Origin of the sequence: Mitsuaria sp. RG (assembly GCF_028369275.1) — a bacterium.
Lineage (GTDB): Bacteria > Pseudomonadota > Gammaproteobacteria > Pseudomonadales > Pseudomonadaceae > Aquipseudomonas > Aquipseudomonas peradeniyensis.
In genome coordinates this window covers 1-20,721 of the sequence record NZ_JAQMYQ010000011.1, presented here as the reverse complement: position 1 = coordinate 20,721, position 20,721 = coordinate 1, and the positions used below count along the sequence as shown (strand labels likewise).

The window sequence follows — 20,721 nt, the reverse complement described above, 5'->3', positions numbered from 1 at the left end:
GCCGCGATGCGCCGCGCGGGCGGCGCTCGATCGCATAGGCGCTACAACTCTCTCGCCAAACACATCGCCCTCCCTCAAGACGCGAGGATAAAGTCCGCCACCGTCACACTGGTCGCATCCCCCACCCCGACCAGGCGGATGGAGTCAGGCCCCCCGAAACTGACCAGCGTATCGGCGCCCACATCGGCAATGCTGACACTGACGGCAAAGCTCGCCGCGGTAATGCTCAGCGCCGTGATATCCAGCCGGTCCTGCCCCCCTGCCGGGGCGGCGTCGAAGCCGAACACCTGGTCGGTGCCGAAGCCTGCCGCGAACTGGAAGATATCGTTGCCGTCGTTGGCCACCAGCGAGTCGTTGCCGGCACCACCGCTGACGATGTCGTCACCGGCCCCGCCATTGACGAAGTCGTTGCCGTTGCCGCCCTGCACGACATCGTTGCCGCCACCGCCCAGCACCGTGTCGTTGCCGTCGCCGCCGACCACCACATCGATGCCGACACCACCGTCGAGGTTGTCGTTGCCCGCTCCGGCCAGCAGCGTGTCGTTGCCGACACCGCCGTTGAGCGTGTCATCGCCCTCCCCTGCGTCGAGACTGTCGTCGCCGCCACCCCCGTTCAGGCTGTCGGCGCCGAGGCCACCGATCAGCTGGTCGTTGCCGGCATCGCCGTTGAGCGTGTCGTTGCCGGCGTTGCCGACCAGGGTGTCGTTGCCGCCGTCGCCACTGAGGGTGTCGTTGCCGGCACCACCGGTGATGACGTTGTTCAGCCCGTTGCCGCTGCCGATGAAGTTGCCGACGCCGGTGTAGGTCAGGTTCTCGACGTTGGCGCTCAGGCTGTAGCTGGCCAGCGCGGTCAGCACGGTGTCGATGCCGCCACCACCCGCCTCGACCACCACATCCGAGGTGGAGTCGACGATATAGGTGTCGTTGCCGGCACCGCCCACCATCCGGTCACCGCCGGCACCGCCATCGAGCTGGTCATTGCCGGCCCCGCCGGTGAGGGTGTTGGCCAGCGTGTTGCCGAAGCCTGTGAAGTTGCCGCTGCCAGTGAAGGTGAGGTTCTCGATGTTGGCGCCGAGCTGATAGCTGAGCAGGCTGGTCTGCACCAGGTCGGTACCACCCCCAGCCGCCTCGACAACGCTGTCGCCGGCATTGTCGACCACGAAGGTGTCGTTGCCGAGGCCGCCGTCCATGGCATCCGCGCCAAGGCCACCGTTGAGGGTGTCGTTGCCGTCCTCGCCGAACAGCAAGTCAGCGTCGTCACCGCCGTTGAGGATGTCGTTGCCCGCCCCACCGAACAGCTGGTCCACCGCGCCCAGGCCATTGAGCGTGTCGTTGCCGCCCAGGCCGCGCAGCACATCGTTGCCAGCGCCGCCGGTGAGTGTGTTCGCCGCATTGGTGCCCACCAGGGTGACGCCGGTCAGCAGGCGCACCGCCGTGGTCGCGGCGGAGGTCACGGTTTCCTGGGCGCCGAAGCCGTCGGTGTAGCGCACGATCACCCGCAGTTGCTGGTTGCCCTGGGCGAAGCCCGGGGTGTAGCTCGCCGTGGTGGCGCCGGCGATGTCGACGAAGATGCCGCCCACGCCCTGCTGCCACTGGAAGCTGAAGGCGCCCAGCCCGTCGAGGTCGGCGATGCCGGCGGTCGAGGCGGTCAGCAACTGCCCCTGGTCCGGCGTGGTGTCGCTGATAAGCACCGTGCCGGTCGGCGCGTCGTTGACGTTGGCCACCGGGCCGAGGATGTCGGAGGCGGCGCGCTCGGCCACGCCGAAGGTGTCCACGTAGCCCACCTGCACCCGGACATGCTGGCCGACCTGGGGCTGGCCAAGGGTGAAGGTACTGGCGGTGGCACCGGCGATATCGACCCAGCCCGCGCCGTTGTTCATCTGCCACTGGAAGGTGAACGGCGCGCTGCCGATGCCGTCGGCGTCGACGATGGTCGCCGGGTTGGCGCTCAGCACCTGGTTCTGCACCAGCAGCCCGGCCACGGCGGGCCCGCTGCTGGGCGCGCTGTTGGCCGAGGAGTCGACGATCTCCAGGGTGCCCTTGGCGTCCTGGTACACCGCCCGCACGCGGATGTTCAGGCCGGCGACATCGTCCGCCACCCGGTAGGTGCTGCCGATCGCCCGCGAGACCTCGCCGGCGGCGACGAAGGTAATGTCCTCGTAGACGCCCGTGCCGGGAATGTTCTCCACCTGCCAGTAGTAGGCCACCGGCCCGCTCAGCGCGCCGCTGGGGTTGCTCGCGCCCTGGTTGTCGGCGTCATGCACCGCCAGGTCGCTGACCCGCAGCAACTGCCCGGCCACGGGCGTGTCATCGCGCAGACCGGTGGCATCGTCGACGATCGCCAGGTGGCCGCTGGGGCCGTTGTTCAGCGCGCTGCCCACGCCGGAAGCCTGGGCGCCGTCGGCGAACTGCAGACGCTCGATGCCGGTCAGGCGATCGACGCCGTCGCGTCCGACCACCGTGTCGGTGACGATCACCGTGTTGCCTTCGACGACGATGCGGTAGTCCGTGGCGATGCCGGAGAACAGCGCGGTGTCGTACTGGTCGGTACCACTGAGGATCTCCCGCACGATCACCAGCTGGCCGGGGTTGTAGGTGCCCTTGAGCATCAGCGGCACCATCGGCTCCATGCTGTCGAACGAGGCGATTTCCGGCCCGCTGCCGTCGCTGTTGGCACGCACGCTGATGCGCACGTTCAGCCACTTGTCGCCGTCGAGGATATCGTCGCCGCCACGCCCTTCGATCAGGTCGCTGCCACTGCCGCCGAGGATGATGTTGCCACCGTCGTAGAAGGTCGCGCCAACAGGCAGCAGCCCGGCCAGGCCGTTGATCAGGCTGATGTTGGTGAGCACGCTGCCGGTGGCCCCGGCGGTCGGCAGCGAGGTGGCGTCCTCGTTGTCGCCGCGCAGGAAGTCACCGTGCGCCGAGCCCGACAGGCCTTCCATGATGTCGAAGCGCACCAGCGCCGAAGCCCCCGAGCCCGGTACCGGCGGCACATCGAAGAAGCGGTCGCTGTAGTCGACGGTCACGCCCTGGGCCAGCCCCTTGAAGGTCGCCCAGTCATAGCCGGAGCCGCCGATGTAGCGATCGCCGAAACCGAGGCTGCCGACCATGATGTCGTCGCCGCCTTCACCGTTGAACTTGTCGTTCTCGTTGCCGCCGACGAACACGTCGTTGCCGATCACCGGATCGTTGCCGAGAGGGTCGAAGTTGTCGCCGGGGGCGCCGTCCGAGGTGCCCTTCTCGATCCAGTCGTCGCCTTCGTTGCCCATGTCCTGCTCGTTGGCCTTGCTGCCGAGGATGAAGTCGTTGCCCTGGCCGCCGATGGCCTCGGAAGCATCCTCGCCGGTGACGATGAAGTCATTGCCGAAGCCGCCGATGATCAGGTTGACGCCATTGCCGCCATGCAGCACATCGTTGCCGTCGCCGCCCTGGATGTTGTCGTCGCCGCCCATGTCGCTGATGATGTCGTCGCCGGCACCGCCGCGCAGCTGGTCGTTGCCGTAGCCGCCTTCGATACGGTCGTTGCCGCCGTCGCCCCAGACCGTGTCGTCGCCTTCGCTGGAGACGAGGATGTCGTCGCCCTGGGTGCCGCCCAGCACGATGTGCTGGTCACCGGCATAGCGGATGTAGTTGCTGTCGGGCCCTTCGGTCAGCGGGCTGTCGCGGAACACCACCTGCTGGCCGTTGTCGCCGAGCGGGTCGGCGTTGCCCAAGCCGTCGTTGTACTGCTTGCTGCGGTCCAGCTCCAGGTAGAACCCGGGGTCGGAGAACACCAGGCCCGGCAGGTGCGTGGCCGAAGTGTTGGCCATGATCAGCTTGGCGAACGAGTTGCTTTCCAGCTCGGCGTTCATTGACAGGCCGGCGGTGCGCTCCAGGTAGTAGAAGCGGTCACCGTCCTGCAGTTTCTCCAGCTGGTTCTCGAACACGAAGTTGAAGGTGCTGCCGAGCATGCCGCCGAACGGGGTCTTGGCCTCGGCCAGGCCGCCGATCCACAGGTCGATGGCATCGACGCCGGTCACGGTCACGCCCTTGAGGTCATCGACAGTGCCCAGCACCCCGTCCTTGCCCGCCAGCGTCACGTTGGCCCAGCTGCCGCTGCCGTTGAGGAAGTCCAGGCGGTCGGACGGCGCGTCCGCGCCACCGAACACCAGGGCCAGGGCCGCGGCGCGCTTGCCGTCGAGGGTGGTGGCCGAGGTGATGGAGCCGTGGGTGCCGTAGGCGGCGATGAAGTTGATCAAGGACTCCGGGTGCTTGAGGTGCTGCACCAGGTCGACCCAGCTGGTGTACGGCTTGAGCTGGGTATCGCCGGTCTGCCCGAAGATGTCGCGGCGCACGGCGTTGAGCGAGGGGATGCCGACATCGCGGCCACGGGCGATGTTGATCGCCGGCAGGTCCAGCGGCAGGCCGAGCAGGTTGTTGCGCAGCGCCTCGGTGACGAACTCGTCGATCTCGTTGCCGGCCTGGCGGGTCACCCCGCGCACGATGGCACTGGTTGCCTCCTCGGGGGTCACGCCGCTGGCGGCGTAGGCCAGCGGGTTGAGGAACGCCGCGATCAGGCCCATCTGCTGCTCGGGGTTGGCGCTGGCCGGATCGCCGATCACCTTGAAGTCGATGTCGAAGCGGTCGACGGTCTCGGTCAGCATCGAGTGGCCGAAGCGGTACACGGTGTGCGCGAACTCGGCGACGATCGAGGCATCGAGGTCGACGTCGTAGACCTGGGTCGGGGCGAAGAACAGGTCGACGCGCGGCTGGATGGTCCGGGCGAACTCCTCGAACACCAGGTGCTGGTACTGCATCTCGGTGCCGAACTTGGCCGCCTGGAACAGTCGCTCGCCGCTCCACACCAGGGCGTCGATCTCGGCCTGGCTGACGGGCAAGGCGCTGACCGGGGTCAGCAGCCACTCGTTGAGGAAGGCCAGGTCGCCCGAGTCGAGCACGGTGTCCTGGGTCTGCGCCACCAGCCGGTTGTGCTCTGAGTGGAAGATCGCATGCACGGCGGTCAGGCCGATGTTCTCGTTGACCCGGCCATCGCCGGCGATGTAGTGGGCGTCCAGCAGTTCGTTGTCGTAGGCCAGGTTGGCACCGGTGTGCGGATTGACCGGCACGGCGTTGCCGGTGGCGCTGTCGGCATCCGGCGCGAGCACGCCACCGATGGATACCGGCACGGCATTGTGAGCGATGTCGGCAAGGAACTGATGGCCGGTGCGCACGGCATTGGTCAGGTCGATCGGCGCCAACGGGTTGCCTTCGACCAGCACATCATCGGCGGTGCCGCCCAAGCCGTCGGCGCCCTTCATCACCACCATCGGATAGCCATGCGGCCCCTTGATGAAGTTGCCGTAGGCATCGGTGGCCAGCAGCGGCACGTTGTCGACGTCGGCGTCGGTCAGGTGGATGCCGAGGATGTCGTTGGCCTGGGCCTTGACCACCTTCCAGGTGGCCATGCCACCGATCTCGCTGTCGTCAGCGGTGCCGAACTTGCCGTCGGCGCCCAGGTCGCGGTTGGTGATAAGCCGGCCGGTGGCGATGGGGCCGCTGGCGCTGAGCTGGTAGCCGCGCAGGAACACCTGGTGCGAGGGGTGCGAGCTGTAGGTCTGGTTCTGGTCGACGAACGGCGTGGTGGTGTTGGTGTGCTCGTGAATGTCGTCGGCGTTGCCGAGGATGCCGTCCGGCCCCGGCAGGTTGGTGGCCCGGGTCAGCACCATGAAGTTGGCGGCGCCGCCCGGCACGTACAGCGGGTCGTCCGGCTGCAGGGGAATGAAGATGGTTCCCGAACCGCCCTTGGTGACCAGGTCCAGGCCGTGGTCGAAGAATTGGCCGAAGAAGGTCATCCAGGCGTTGAACGGCGCCGACAGCCCGGCATCCGCCGAGGTGTTCTCGAACAGGAAGACATCATGGTCGTCGCCGGTGCCGAACTGGCCGTCCATGCCGGGGCTGGCGACGACCCGCACACCGTCCTTGAGCTGGTCGTCGTTGCCCGGCGTGCCGAAGTCCAGCACGCCGTTGGCGCCGGGGTCGTAGGCGCTGGCGTAGGCCGCCGGGTTGTTCGAGGTCTGGTCGACGATCAGGTTGCTGATGGTGCGCGGCTCTGAGTCGAACACGTAACCGCTGGTCTGCTGGTACGACGAGCCGGGGATGGCCGGCGAGCCGGGGCCGAAGAACCCGGCGGGCGCGCCCTCGGCGGTATTGAACACCGGGTCGGTCAGGCGCGGGAAGACATTGTCGGCGGCGCCATACTCGGTATGGTCATGGCCATTGAGGTTCATCAGGTTGTTGTTAGAGCCGTCGACCGCGCGCAGGCCCAAGGGCGCGCGGATGTTGGGGATCAGCGAGAGGATGTCCTGCCCGGCGGCATCCGCTTCGGCGATCTTGATCTGGGCGAGGATGAAGTTGAGGTCGGAACGGACCATGTGCAGGCCCTCGCCCCCCGCGCTGGCATCGACCACCGGCGTCGGCGCGGTCGGCACCACCGGCGCGCCGGCCTCGACCACGGTGGTGGGCGCGCTGAACAGCACCTCGGTGGTGCCGTGGGCGTCCTGGTAGATCGCCTTGACCCGCAGCGACAGGCCGACCAGGTCCGGCGACACCTTGAACGCGGTGCCATCGGCGCTCTGGAACGCCAGGTCGCCGGCCGGCAGCAGGATGATGTCCTCGAACACACCGCTGCCGGGGTCGGCCTCGAACTGCCAGTAGTAGGACACCGAAGCATTGGCCAGGGTGCCCAGCGGGTTGCCCGCCGTGACGTTGTCGCCGTCGCGCACCCCGGCCATGCTCACGCTGAGGATATCGCCCACGGTGATCGCGCCACCGTTGCCGTCACTGAGGTTCGGGCTGCCGGTCGGCTGCGCGTTCAGCCCCGGCACCAGCACGCGCTGGGCATCGGCGAACTGCAGGCGCTCGATGTGCAGCAGGGTATCGGTGCCGTCACGCCCGGCCACGGTATCGGCCACGGTCCACACATCGTCCGCCAGGTCGGCGGTGCCGCGGGTGTCCTGGGTCACCACGTACTCGGCCTGCACCCCGGAGAACACCGCGGTGTCGAAGGCCGCGCCGCCAGTCGAGGTGCCGGGCAGGATTTCCCGGATGGCCTTGAGCTGGCCGGGGTTGTAGGTGCGGTCGAGCATGAACGGGATCATCTCGACCATGCTGTCGAAACTGGCGATTTCTGGCCCGGTGTGGTCGAGGTCATCGGCGGCGTAGACCGCGATACGCACGTTGAGCCACTTGTCGCCGTCGATCAGGTCGTCGCCGCCACGGCCCTCGATCAGGTCGCTGCCATTGCCGCCCAGCAGGATGTTGCCGGTGGCAAAGCCGGTGGTCGGCAGCCCGGCGTCGGCGAGGAACTGCGCCAAGCCGCGGATCAGCGCGACATTGCTCAGGGCGCTGCCGGTGGTGCCGCCATGGTTGAGGATGGTGACCGCATCGACGTCGTCGCCCTTGAGCACGTCGGCAAAGCGCGAACCGGACAGCCCCTCGACCTCGGCGAAGCGATCGAGGATCGACGCTGGCGAAGCGCCGACCGGGTTGAACACCCCGGCGTTCTGGTTCGGCGCGTTGCCATGGGGCTGCGCCAGCGCGGCCAGGCTCAGGTCGGCGGTGACGCCGACCTGGTCGTTCTTGTAGGTGATCCAGTCGAAGCCGGACATGCCGTCCATCTTGTCCTGGGCATCGCTGCCGACAAAGATGTCGTCGCCGCCCTCGCCGATCATTTCGTCGAAGCCGCCGCCCCCGACGAAGATGTCGTTGCCCACCACTTCATCGGTAAGCAGCGGCGCGAAGTTGTCGCCCGGCGCGCCGTCCTGGGTGCCCTTCTCGATCCAGTCATCGCCTTCGTTGCCGGTGGGCGGCAGGTTGGTCTTGGCGCCGAGGATGAAGTCATCGCCCTGGCCGCCGAAGGTGGTGCTGATGTCCTCGGTGGTGATGATGAAGTCCTGGCCGTCGCCGCCGAGGATCAGGTTGCCGGCGGCGAGCATGCTGCCGGCGACGATCACGTCGTTGCCGGCGTTACCTTCCAGGCGGTTGTCGCCGAACGAATCGGTGATGATGTCGTCGCCTGCGCCACCGAGCACGGCATCGTTGCCGGCGCCGCCCTCGAGGTAGTCGTTGCCGCCATCGCCATAGAGCGTGTCGTCGCCTTCGCCGGAAAGGATGATGTCATCACCCGAGGTACCGCCGAGCACCACGTGGTCCTCGCCGGTGTAGTGCAGGTAGTTGTCGTCCGGCCCGACGGTGTCGGGGTTGTCGCGAATGACCAGCGGCACGATCTCCACGCCGTTGATCTCGATCCCTCCGGTGGGGTCGGCGCGACCGTCGCCGCCAAGACCGGTGAACTGGTTGGCCTGGTTGACCTCGAGGGTGAAGGTCGGGGTGAGGAACACGGTGTTGGACAGGTGGGTGACATCGGAGTTGGCCATGATCAGCTTGGCGAACGAGTTGTTCTCCAGCTCAGCGCCGAAGTTAAGGCCCGCGGTACGCGACAGGTAATAGAAGCGGTCGCCGTTCTGCAGGGCCTCCAGCTGGGTCTCGAAGACGAAGTTGAAGGACGAGCCGAGCATGCCGCCGAAAGGCATCTTCTGCTCGGCCAAACCGCCGACCCAGAAGTCGATGGCGTCGACCCCGGTCACCGTCACCCCGCTCAGGTCGTCCGCGGTGCCCAGCACGCCATCCTTGCCGGCCTTGGTCACGTTGGCCCAGGCGCCGCTGCCGTTGAGGAAGTCCAGGCGGTCGGACGGCGCGCCGCTGCCGCCCAGCACCAGGGCCAGGGCGGCGGCGCGCTTGTCGGCCAGGGTGGTTGCCGAGGTGATCGAGGCGTGCGTGCCGTAGGCGGCGATGAAGTTGACCAGCGACGCGGGGTGCTTGAGGTGGTCGGCAAAGTCGACCCAGCTGATGTAGGGCTTGAGCTGGCTGTCGCCGGTCATGGCGTAGAACTCGCGGCGCGACTCGTTGAGCGAGGGGATGCCGGTGTCGCGGCCACGGGCCAGGTTCAGCGCCGGCAGGTCCAGGGGCAGGCCGAGCAGGTTGTTGCGCAGCGCCTCGGTGACGAATTCGTCGATCTCGTTGCCGAGCTGGCGGGTCACGCCACGGATGATCGCCCCGGCCGCTTCATCGGCGGTGGCGCCGCTGCCGGCGAAGGCCAGCGGGTTGAGAAAGGCGGCGATCAGGCCCAGTTGCTGGTCCGGGTTGTCCGGGTCGCTGAGGATCGGGTTGAACGCCGGGTCGAAGCGGTCGACGGTCTCGGTCAGCATCGAGTGGCCGAAGCGGTACACCACATGGGCGAACTCGGCGAGGATCGCCGGGTTGATCGAGGTGTCATAGCCGCTGGGGGCGAGGAACTCGTCGATCTGTGGCTGGATGGTGCGGGCGAACTCCTCGAACACCAGGTGCTGGTACTGCATCTCGGTGCCGAACCTGGCCGCCTGGAACAGGCGTTCGCCATTCCACACCAGCGCCGCCACCTCGGCGGGCGTGGCGGGCAAGGCGGCCACATCGTCGATCAGCCACTCGTTGAGGAACGCCAGGTCGCCCGAGGCGAGGATGGTGTCCTTGGTCTGCTGGACCAGGCGGTTGTGCTCGGCGTGGAACACGTGGTGCACGGCGGTCAGGCCGATGTTCTCGTTGACCCGGCCGTCACCGGCAATGTAGTGGGCGTCGAGCAGTTCGTTGTCGTAGGTCAGGTTGTTGCCGCCCGGGCCCATGGGCTGGGCATTGCCCACGGCACTGTCGGCATCGGCCTGCAGCACCCCGCCGACCAGCACCGGCTCGGCGTTGTGGGCGATGTCGTCGAGAAAACCATGGCCGCTGCTCACGGCATTGACCAGGCTGATGGGCGCGGCGCGGTTGCCTTCGACCAGCTGGGTGACGTCGTCGGCGGTGCCGGCAATACCGTCGGCGCCATTGCCCACGCGGATCACCACCTGCGGCATGCCGTTGGGTCCGCGCAGGAAGTTGCCATAGGCGTCGGTGGCCAGCAGTGGCACCCGGTGCACGTCGGCGTCGGTCAGGTTGATGCCGAGGATGTCGCGGGCCTGGGCCTTGACCACGGCCCAGGTGGCCATGCCGCCGTTCTCGCCGTTGCCATCGTCGCTGGTGCCGAACTTGCCATCGGCGCCCAGGTCACGGTTGGTGATCAGCCGCCCGGTGGCCACCGGGTGACCAGCCGCGTCGAGGGCGTACTCGCGCAGGAACACCTGGTGCGAGGGGTGCGAGCTGTAGGTCTGGCTCTGGTCGACGAAGGGCGAAGTGGTGTTGGGCTGGCCGTCGTCGGCGGTACCGACCACGCCATCGGCGCCGGCAGTGCGCACGGCACGCGGCAGCACCATGAAGTTGGTCGGGCTGTTGGCCACGTACAGTGGGTCGTCCGGTTGCAGCGGGATGAACACCATCTGGCTGCTGCTCTTGGTGACCAGGTCCAGGCCGTGGTCGAAGAACTGGCCGAAAAAGGTCATCCAGGCGTTGAAGCCGGCGGTCAGGCCGACGTCCGGCGACTGGTTGGGGATGAAGAACACCTCTTTGTCATCGGCGGTGCCGAACACCCCGTCGATGCCGGGGCTGAGCACCGGAGCGGCGCCGCCGTTGGCGTCGACCGCGGCCGGGTTGTTGGCGGTCTGGTCGACGATCAGGTTGCTGATGGTGCGCGGCTGGCTGTCGCTCACCGTGCCGGTGCCGGCATACGCCGCGCGGTACTGGGCATCCATCAGGCGCAGGAAGGCGTTGTCCGAGGCGCCGAACTCACTCTGCCCGGTCACCAGGTTGTTGTAGCTGCCATCGACGGTGCGCAGGCCGAACGGCACCTGGCTGTTGGGCAGCAGGTCGATGAGGCTGGCGCCCTTGGCGTGGGCCTCGGCGATGAAAATCTGCTGGAGGATGAATTGCAGGTCGGACTTGCTGAAATTGGCCATGATGGTTGACCTCTGTCTGTCGGGAGCGAGGCGCAGGCGCCCGTCGCGCCCGGTCGGTGGCGTGCACGGTCATGCAGTTGGTTTTTTTATGGCGAATACGGGTGCGCGACAGCGTTACCCGTCGTGCGGGCTACGTGCCTCGGATTCGCGAAGGTTCAGGGCTCGCCGTCGCTCAGGCGCGGCGCTCCCGGGCCCGGGGCGGGCCATGGTTTCTCGAATGGCAGGGGAACGTCCTGTAGAGCCCATTCACTCGGTACAAGAACAGGAGACGAGTCATGTTCTGCTCCCACAGGAATGTCGACAAGGATTCGCGAGGGGTCGGGGCGACAGCTGGCCTGCGGCGAAAGTTCCCACGAACTGATTAAGACTAAAGTTGCGTGGCAAAATATTGTCAATATCTCGTCAGCAAAAAATGTCGCGCATCGATAATGCTTATCAAGCCACTGTTTTTAATAGGAACTTGAAGGAATCAATAGAGCAAAAAGATATTACAAGATATTTCTACGCAACCTACTCTGCTGTTTGTGGGCTCCCTGCAGCGTATTTGGAATAACCCGCCAAAAGAGCGACAAAACCTTCTGCAGGCCAGCAACCACAAGGCTTTTAGCCCGACCACCGCAACGGCGGCCGGCATTTTTCGCAGAGGGAGGCTCCCCCGATGACCAGGCAGACAGGTACCCGCTCCGAGCTGGCCGAGGCACTGTTTCAACTGCGACGCAGTTTCTATGCCCTGGCGGTGTTCAGCGGGGTGATAAACGTCATGATGTTGACGCCCGCCGTGTACATGCTGCAGGTATACGACCGCGCGCTGGTCAGCCGCAACCTCACGACCCTGGGCATGCTGACGGTGCTGGTGGTGGGGCTGTTCCTGCTGATGACCACCCTGGAGATGCTGCGCAGCCGGGTGCTGGTGCGGGTCGGCAACCGCCTGGACATGGCGCTCAACCGGCGCCTGTTCAGCGCCGCCTTCGAGCGCAACCTCAGCCGTGCCGGCGGCAGCCCCGGCCAGGCCCTGCAGGACCTGGCGCAGGTGCGTCAGTTCCTCACCGGCAACGGCCTGTTCGCCTTTTTCGACGCGCCCTGGACACCGATCTACCTGCTCGTCGCCTACCTGATCCACCCGCTGCTCGGCCTGGTCACGCTGGTCGGCTCGCTGATCCTCGCGGCACTGGCCTGGCTCACCGAAAAGGCCACCAAGCAGCCCCTGGGCGAGGCCAACCACGCCGCCCTCGCCTGCGCCCATTACGCCAACAACAACCTGCGCAACGCCGAGGTTATCGAGGCCATGGGCATGCTGGCGTCGATCAGCCAGCGCTGGTTCCAGAGCCACCTGCGCATCCTGCAGATGCAGACCCTGGCCTCCGACCGCGCCGCCGTCATCGGCAGCATCGGGCGCTTCGTGCGCATCACCCTGCAGTCGCTGATCCTCGGCACCGGGGCCCTGCTGGCGATCGAGGGCAAGATCACCCCGGGCATGATGATCGCCTGCTCGATCCTGACCGGCCGGGCCCTGGGCCCGGTGGAACAGGTGATCGCCGCGTGGAAGCCACTGCTCGGCTGCCGCCTGGCCTGGGGCCGGCTCAACGGCTTGCTGCAGGACTATCCGCAGCGCCCGCCGAGCATGTCGCTGCAACGGCCGCTGGGCATGCTGGCGGTGGAGAACGTGTATGCCGGCGCGCCCGGCACCGGCAGCACCATCCTGCGCGGTGTCAGCCTGGGCCTGACCCCGGGTGAAAGCCTCGGGGTGATCGGCCCGTCAGCCTCGGGCAAGTCGACCCTGGCGCGGTTGCTGGTCGGGGTGTGGCCGGCCCAGGCCGGCAAGGTGCGCCTGGACGGCGCCGACATCTTCACCTGGAACAAGCGTGAACTGGGCCCCTGGCTCGGCTACCTGCCCCAGGATGTCGAGCTGTTCGAAGGCAGCATCGCCGACAACATCGCCCGCTTCGCCGAGGTGGACAGCGAGGCGGTGATCCGCGCCGCCAAAAGCGCCGGCGTGCACGACATGATCCTGCGCTTTGCCCAGGGCTACGACACCCGCCTGGACAGCGACGGCGGCCCGCTGTCCGGCGGTCAGAAGCAGCGTATCGCCCTGGCCCGCGCGCTGTACGGCGAACCCAACCTGATCGTGCTGGACGAACCGAACGCCAACCTCGACGACCTCGGTGAGAAAGCCCTGGTCGACGCCCTGGCCGAACTCAAGGGCCGCGGCGCCACGGTGGTGCTGATCTCGCACCGCCCCAACGTGCTCTGCGCCGTCGACAAGGTGCTGATGCTGCGCGACGGCGCCGTGCAGATGCTCGGCAGCCGTGAAGAAGTGTTCGCCGCCCTGCGCACGGCCAGCGTGATCCCCGCTGGCGCCGCGACCCCGCTGGCCGCCGTCAAGGTACGGGAGTGACCGATCATGATCCATTCCATGCAAACCGAACTGCTTCCGGCCGACGCCAACCCGATCGACCTCGACGTCGGCAAACCCGTGCGCTGGGGCCTGTGGCTGGTGCTCGCCGGCTTCGGCGGTTTCCTCCTGTGGTCATGGCTGGCGCCCCTGGACGCCGGCGTGGTCGCCACCGGCACGGTCAAGGTCACCAGCAATCGCAAGGCCGTGCAGCACCTGACCGGCGGCACCGTCGAGGCGATCCTGGTGCACGAGGGTGAGCGGGTGAACAAAGGCCAGGCGCTGGTGCGCCTCGACGCCCTGCATGCGCTGGCCGAGCAAGGCGCGGTCAGCGCCCAGTACATCGTCAGCAAGACCGTGGAGAATCGCCTGGAGGCCGAACGCGACGGCCACGACACGGTGACCTTCGCCCCTGCCCTGCTGCGCCAGTTCGAAGACGATCCGCGGCTGTTGGCGGCCATGGACCTGCAACAGCACCTGCTGGCGACCCGGCGCGCGGGCCTGGCCGGCGAAATCGGCATCCTCGAGGAGAACATCGCCGCCTCGGCGGTGCAGCTCAAGGGCCTGCAGCAGGTGTATGGCGCCCGCGCCTCGCAGATCGGCTTCCTCGGCCAGGAACTGCAAGGCACGCGCATGCTCGCGGCCGAAGGCTATGTACCGCGCAACCGCCTGCTGGAGCTTGAGCGCAGCAACGCCGACCTCTCCGCCGGCCAGGCCGAGAACCTCAACAACATCGCCCGGGTGCGCAGCCAGATCAACGAGCTCAGGCTGCGCGTCCTGCAGCGCCGCCACGACTACCTCAAGGAGGTGCAGTCGCAGCTGACCGACACCGCCAAGGAAAGCACCACCCTGGCCGACCGCCTGCGCGCCCTGGACTACGAAGTGACCCATACGATCATCCGCGCGCCCATCGACGGCATGGTCCAGGCCTTGAGCATCGCCACCGTCGGCGGGGTGGTCCAGCCCGGCAGCCGGATCATGGAGATCGTCCCGCTCGACGAGCCACTGCAGGTCGACGCGATGATCCCGGTGCAGGCCATCGACCGCATGACCCCGGGCCTGGCCGTGGACATCGCCTTCCCCGCCTTCAACCACGCCAGCACGCCGAACATTCCCGGGCGCGTGCTGACCGTCTCCGCCGACCGCCTGCTCGACGAGGAGAGCAAGCAGCCGTTCTACCTGGCCCAGGTGGAAGTCACCGCCGACGGCATGGCTTTACTCGGCAGCAACCATATCCGCCCCGGCATGCCCGCCACCGTCACCATCAAGACCGGCGAGCGCAACCTGCTGAGCTACCTGCTCAAACCCCTGCTCGAACGCGTCGACGCCGCGTTCAAGGAGCAATGAGATGAATCGCCATTGCCTTGGCCTGTGCCTGCTGACGCTGGCGTTGCCGGCCGGCGCCATGGACCTCAAGCAGGCCTGGGACCTGCTGCAGTACCAGGGGCCGATCTACCGCGCCGCGGTGCATGAACAGCAGGCCGGCCTGGAAAACCGCGCCATCGGCCAGGCCGGCCTGCTGCCGCAGGTCAACGCCTCGGCCTACGCCAACCGCATCGACGGCAGCCAGCGCCAGCACGGCATCGACAACGACCTCGACTATGACGCCACCGGCGCCAACCTGCGCCTGCGCCAGCCGCTGTTCAACAAGCAGAAGATGGCCGAATACCGCCAGGGCCAGCAACGCGCCGACTACAGCGTGGCGGTATTCGACGCCAAGAGCCAGGACGCCGCCGTGCGCCTGGCCGACAGCTACTTCGACGTGCTCCTGGCCAGCGAGACCATCACCCTGGCCCGGGCCAAGCTCGGTGCCTTCGAGGAGCAGCTCGGCTCGGCCAGGCGACGCATGCAGCTTGGAGCCGGCACCATCACCGACATCGACGAGTCCCTGGCCCGGCGCGACCTTGCCGAGGCCGAGCTGATCGAGGCCCAGGACAACCTGGCCAACGCCAGCCGCAAACTGGCCGAGTACATCGGCGAGACACCCGTGTCGCTGACCACCTTGCAGGCGGACTTCGCCACCCCGCCGCTGCTGCCGGACAACCTGCGCGACTGGCTGGCCAGGGCCCAGGCCGACAGCCCGGTGATCCAGGCGCGCCGGCACAGCTACGCGCTGGCCGAGGAAGAGGTCAAGCGCGCCAAGGCCGGCCACTGGCCGACCCTGGACTTCGTCGCCGGCTACACCGCTGGCAAGAGCCAGTCGATCTCCGAGCTGAACCAGCGCAACCACTACAGTTCGATCGGCCTGGAGCTGAACATCCCGCTGTACAGCGGCGGCGGCGTCAGCGCGCTGAGCCGCCAGGCCAGCGCCAACAGCGCCAAGGCCCTGGACGAGCTCGATGCCACGCGACAGGAAGTCATCACTGGCACCACCCGCGAGTTTCGCGGCGTGCAAAGCGGCGCCCTGCGCGTGCACGCGCTGGAAAAGGCGGTGACCTCCAACGAACGCTCGCTGCTATCGGCACGCAAGGGTTTCAGTGCCGGCGGCACCAGCACCAACGCCGATGTGCTCGACGCCGAGGAGCTGCTGTTCGTGGCACGGCATGACCTGTTCGAGGCCAAGCTGCGCTACCTGATGTCGCGCCTGCGCCTGGCCTCGGCGGTGGGCAGCCTGGGGGATGACGACATCGACCAGATCAACCGGTACCTGGGGCCGGAGTTGTTGGTGAACAACTAGATTGAGATACAGCCCGCGACATCGGCCCACAGTTTGGCGATACTGCTCAGCCCTCATCCATGAAAAGGACTTCGCTGATGAAGCGACTGCTTGCCCTCACCCTCCTCACCCTGGCCATCGCCGGCTGCGACAAGGCCGACCAGACCACCGCGGCGACCGGCCAATGCGCCAAGGACACCGACTGCAAGGGTGAGCGCATCTGTGAAAGCGGCCAGTGCGTCAACCCGCAGCCTCAGGCCGCGCTATTGGCCAAGCCTACCGTCAGCGCACCGCTGGCGCCGAGCATTGCCTATGAGCCGCTGCCGATCAGCGACGAAGGTGCCGGTCCGTTCAGCGTCCAGGGCATGGAAATGGGCACCGCGTTGAACTACCAGTCCCGGGCAGGCGTGATGAACGTCATGGAGTCCGTCGTCGCCGACGCCGAAGGCACCGGCTACGTCGCCATCGAGAAAGCCTACGCCTTCGGCCCGAGCCGCTATGTGCTGGTGGTGTCCACGGGCGAAGGCGGCAATGCCTGCCCGGCGTCCACCTATGTCTTCAGCTTCGATACCAGCGGCGAGTACGTGGACGGCAAGGCTGAGGTGGACGGCTGTTCGGAAATGGTCGAAAGCATGGCCGAAGGCAACAAGCTGACCATCAAGAAGGATGGCGCCGCGACCGTGGTGTACAACGGCCAGGTGAAGTGAGTGGGCTCAGGCCGGCACCACGTTGGCCCAGTACCCCAGTACCCGCTGGATCCGAACCGGCAGGGTCTCGGTCAGCAGCATCAGGCTGGCATCCGGTTGGTCGAGGGACAATGACCTGCTGACCTGCAATCGCGCGATCTGCGGGTCGCACCTGAGCACGCCTGGGCGATAGTTGTCGAGTTCCTCGAGCACCTCGGCCAGGGGCATGCGCTCGGCCACCAGGTGTCCATGGGTCCAGGCTCCGGCCCCAGTTGGCAGTGCGACCCTCGGGGTACTGCCCGTGTCGCCGAACAGTTGCTGCCACCCGGCTTCCAGTGCCAGCGGAGCGGCCGAACCCCACGCGATCGATGCCACGCCATCAAGCATCTGCACCAGGGTCGCGGATGCTTGTTGCTGGACGATCAAGCGCGCCGCCTGCCCCGGCATGATCCGTACCTGGGTGGTTCGCAGGCTGACACCGGCGCCCTGTGTCACCTCCAGCAGCACCCGCCCACGTTGCAAGGTCACGGCGCGGCCAGCGTTGTCCAGTGCGCTGCGGCTGTCCAGTAGCACCGAAAGGCCCGGTGCCAGTCGCCAACCGCGTCGTTGTCCGGTGCCGGTGGCGCAATCGCTGAACAGCGTTGGCAGCGCGCCACCTTGGTTCACGCCATAGCCACTGGCGAGAAGTACGCCGGTCGCGGTCAGGCTGCCGAGCAGCGTTCGCCGCGACACCTTCGCCCGGCCACCCTGGGGCTGGGAGTCACGGTTCTGGATCAGGTCCAGTGCCGGGTCGCGGTGGGTTGAAGACATGCGGCGACTCTCTGGGGAGGGCGAAAGGTGCTTATGATAATTCTTATCATTTACTTTTTGCCAGTTGCTCTGACTTGCTCTGGGGGTGTTCGCCGTAACCGTTGCAGCGCCTATCAGATCGAGCGCCGCCCGCGCGGCGCATCGCGGCACAAGGCCGCTCCTACATTTGTTGCAACGTACCGAACCTGTCAGGCCATGGTTGCCTGCCTTGGTGCCCACGCTGAAACCGCGCGGTACTCACAAGGCGTACCAGGTGATGGCACAGGATTGACTGGTCCGAAACAGATGTAGGAGCGGCCTTGTGCCGCGATGCGCCGCGCGGGCGGCGCTCGATCTGATAGGCGCTGCAACGGTTACGGCGAACACCTTGAGGACAAGAATCGGGACAACCCCCCCTCCAGAACTTTTTCCATTTTCCCGGTCTATTGGGTGAGTGCATTCCTCGGTTGCTCCAACAGCCACCGAACGCACGCTCACCTGCCATTCAGAGGTTGTCTTCTCTCATGAAATTCCCTGCCCCATGCATGCTGCTCGTTGGCCTGTTCGCACTCGCGGCCGCAGGCTCGGCATCCGCCGCACCGATGAAGACGTCGACACCTCACACCCTCGACCTGGCGGACCGCCAGGCCAGCGAAAACCCTTGGCCAAGCCTGGCCAGCGCACCCTCGGCAGCGCTGCTGGCCCATGACGACCGCTACCGGCACGACGAGCGCTGGCACGATCACCGCGACGACTGGCGTCGGGAACAGTGGCGCCGCGAACAATGGCGCCGGGAGCAGCACCGCCGGGAAATGGAACGGCAACGTTACTGGGAACGCCATCACGAGCGCGCCCTGCGTCATCGCTATGACGACGACCACCGCTACTATCGTCGCTGAACAGCCCACGCGCTGCCAGCTTCCCTCTGGAACAAAACATAACGTGCTGATTTAGCTTGCACAGCGTGGGAGCGGGCTTGCCCCGTGATGGGGTTGCGCGATACATACGAAAATACGTATATTCGATTTTCCATATGTATAGGCCTTCACCATGCTCACGCCTCCTGAGGTATTCAAATGCCTCGCCGACGAGACTCGCGCCCGTGCCACCTTGCTGATCGCCCAGTCGGGCGAGCTGTGCGTCTGCGAGTTGATGTGCGCCCTCGGCGACAGCCAGCCGAAGATCAGCCGCCACCTGGCCCAACTGCGCAACTGCGGCCTGTTGCAGGACCGCCGCCAGGGCCAGTGGGTGTACTACCGCCTCGCCCCACAGCTCCCTGCCTGGGTGCATGACCTGCTGCAACTGACCCTGCGAGCCAACGAAACCTGGCTGCACGACAACACCACCCGCCTGCAGCACATGGACGGCCGCCCGCAACGCGCCGCCTGCTGCTGAACCTGCCCCCGGAAAACACCCATGCTGATCGCGATCGCGGTATTCGTCTTCACCCTGGTGCTGGTGATCTGGCAACCCCGTGGCCTGGGCGTGGGCTGGAGCGCGGCACTCGGCGCGCTGATCGCCCTGGCCGTCGGCGCGGTCTCGCTGCAGGACATCCCGGCGGTCTGGGCCATCGTCTGGAACGCCACGGCCACCTTCATCGCCATCATTATCATCAGCCTGCTGCTCGATGAAGCCGGCTTCTTCGAATGGGCCGCCCTGCATGTGGCGCGCTGGGCCAATGGCAGCGGCTACCGCCTGTTCGCCTTCTGCGTGCTGCTGGGCGCGGCGGTGTCGGCGCTGTTCGCCAACGACGGCGCCGCGCTGATCCTCACCCCCATCGTCATGTCGATGCTGCTGGCCTTGCGATTCTCGGCCGCCACGACCCTGGCGTTCGTCATGGCCGCTGGTTTCATTGCCGACACCGCGAGCCTGCCGCTGGTGGTGTCGAACCTGGTCAATATCGTCTCGGCGGACTATTTCGGCCTGGGCTTCGGCGAGTACGCCGCGGTGATGGTCCCGGTGAACCTGGTCAGCGTCGCCGCCACCCTCGGCGTGCTGTGGCTGTTCTTCCGTCGCGACCTGCCGCGTCACTATGCCCTCGATGCGCTCAAGGCCCCCGAGGCGGCGATCCATGACCGCGCCACCTTCGTGGTCGGCGGCTGGATGCTGCTGGTACTGCTGGTCGGGCTGTTCGCCCTGGAACCGCTGGGCGTGCCGGTCAGCGCGGTGGCGGCGGTGTGCGCGGCGATGCTGTTCGCCGTCGCCGCCCGCGGCCATCGCATCTCCACCCGTCGCGTGCTGCGCGAGGCGCCCTGGCAGGTAGTGATCTTCTCGCTGGGCATGTACCTGGTGGTGTACGGACTGAAGAACGCCGGCCTCACCGACCTGCTCACGCAACTGCTCGACCGCCTGGCCGCGCACGGCCTGTGGAGCGCCACCCTCGGTACCGGCCTGCTCGCCGCCTTGCTGTCGTCGGTGATGAACAACATGCCCAGCGTGCTCATCGGCGCCTTGTCGATCCAGGCCAGCGATGCCCAGGGTCTGGTACGCGAAGCGATGATCTACGCCAACGTCATCGGCTGCGACCTGGGCCCCAAGATCACCCCCATCGGCAGCCTCGCCACCCTGCTCTGGCTGCACGTGCTGGAGCGCAAGGGCATGCGCATCACCTGGGGCTACTACTTCAAGGTCGGCATCCTGCTGACCCTGCCGGTCCTGTTGATCACCCTCTCGGCCCTGGCCTTGCGCCTGAGCCTTTGATACCCGGAGCGCCCCATGCGAGTCCTGTTCATGTGCACGGCCAACAGCTGCCGCAGCATCCTCAGCGAAGCCCTGTTCAACCACCTGGCGCCGCCGGGTTTGCAGGCCGTGAGCGCCGGCAGCTTTCCCCGGGGCCAGGTGCTGCCGCGCAGCCTGAGCACCCTGCAACAGACCGGCATCGCCATCGAGGGGCTGAGCAGCAAAGGCAACGACGCCTTCGCGGACAACCCGCCGGACATCGTCATCACCGTGTGCGACAAGGCCGCCGGAGAAACCTGCCCGGTGTACTTCGGCCCGGCGCTGAAGTGCCACTGGGGACTGGCGGACCCGTCCGAGGTGGTGGGCGACGAGCAGACCATCGACGCCGCCTTCCGCGCCACCCTGGCGCATATCGAACGGCGCTGCCGGGCGTTTCTGGCCCTGCCCCTGGACCGCCTCGGACGCGATCAGCTTGGGGTTGAGCTGGAGAAGATCGGCAGGCTTTGAGCGCTGGTCCTTTCGAGGTGTTCGACATTAGAGTTGCAGCGCCTACAAGATCGAGCGCCGCCCGCGCGGCGCATCGCGACGCAAGGCCGCTCCTACATCTATGGTTACCCT

The 20,721-nt window shown here is 66.9% G+C and carries 10 protein-coding genes; 8 read left to right on the top strand and 2 right to left on the bottom strand.

The window, feature by feature from the left end:
- Positions 1-74: 74 nt before the first annotated feature.
- Positions 75-10,901, bottom strand: coding sequence for a peroxidase family protein (locus POF53_RS08700; protein ID WP_498967295.1), 10,827 nt, complete (start codon positions 10,899-10,901; stop codon positions 75-77).
- A 658-nt stretch (positions 10,902-11,559) separates the two neighbouring features.
- On the opposite strand from POF53_RS08700, the gene POF53_RS08695 reads away from it, so the two are divergent.
- The 4 genes from POF53_RS08695 to POF53_RS08680 all read left to right on the top strand — a co-directional run bounded on the left by POF53_RS08695 (position 11,560) and on the right by POF53_RS08680 (position 16,656).
- Positions 11,560-13,296 carry a type I secretion system permease/ATPase gene (locus POF53_RS08695; protein WP_110739527.1) on the top strand — a complete coding sequence of 579 codons (1,737 nt, stop codon included), beginning with the start codon at positions 11,560-11,562 and terminating at the stop codon, positions 13,294-13,296.
- A gap of 18 nt (positions 13,297-13,314) precedes the next feature.
- A complete protein-coding gene (locus tag POF53_RS08690) occupies positions 13,315-14,640 on the top strand; it encodes an HlyD family type I secretion periplasmic adaptor subunit (protein WP_232856887.1) in 1,326 nt (441 codons plus the stop codon).
- A 1-nt stretch (position 14,641) separates the two neighbouring features.
- Positions 14,642-15,970 (top strand): TolC family outer membrane protein, encoded by a 1,329-nt coding sequence (locus tag POF53_RS08685; protein WP_498967292.1) that lies wholly within the window; start codon positions 14,642-14,644, stop codon positions 15,968-15,970.
- 77 nt (positions 15,971-16,047) lie between these two features.
- The gene (locus tag POF53_RS08680) at positions 16,048-16,656 is read left to right on the top strand and encodes a hypothetical protein (RefSeq protein ID WP_203647283.1); all 609 of its coding nucleotides are present in this window, start codon (positions 16,048-16,050) and stop codon (positions 16,654-16,656) included.
- Positions 16,657-16,662: 6 nt separating this feature from the next.
- On the opposite strand, the gene POF53_RS08675 is transcribed toward POF53_RS08680, so the two are convergent.
- The gene (locus POF53_RS08675; RefSeq protein WP_232856890.1) at positions 16,663-17,445 is read right to left on the bottom strand and encodes a FecR domain-containing protein; all 783 of its coding nucleotides are present in this window, start codon (positions 17,443-17,445) and stop codon (positions 16,663-16,665) included.
- A gap of 503 nt (positions 17,446-17,948) precedes the next feature.
- Between POF53_RS08675 and POF53_RS08670 the strand changes: the two genes are divergently transcribed.
- The 4 genes from POF53_RS08670 to POF53_RS08655 all read left to right on the top strand — a co-directional run bounded on the left by POF53_RS08670 (position 17,949) and on the right by POF53_RS08655 (position 20,610).
- Positions 17,949-18,323, top strand: a complete 375-nt coding sequence (locus POF53_RS08670; protein ID WP_232856891.1) for a hypothetical protein — start codon at positions 17,949-17,951, stop codon at positions 18,321-18,323.
- Positions 18,324-18,474: 151 nt separating this feature from the next.
- Positions 18,475-18,819, top strand: coding sequence for a metalloregulator ArsR/SmtB family transcription factor (locus POF53_RS08665; RefSeq protein WP_110739533.1), 345 nt, complete (start codon positions 18,475-18,477; stop codon positions 18,817-18,819).
- Between the two features lie 21 nt (positions 18,820-18,840).
- Positions 18,841-20,124, top strand: coding sequence for an arsenic transporter (locus tag POF53_RS08660; RefSeq protein WP_069017405.1), 1,284 nt, complete (start codon positions 18,841-18,843; stop codon positions 20,122-20,124).
- Positions 20,125-20,139: 15 nt separating this feature from the next.
- On the top strand, positions 20,140-20,610 hold the full coding sequence (locus POF53_RS08655) for an arsenate reductase ArsC (protein WP_498967288.1): 471 nt from the start codon (positions 20,140-20,142) through the stop codon (positions 20,608-20,610).
- Positions 20,611-20,721: the final 111 nt, after the last annotated feature.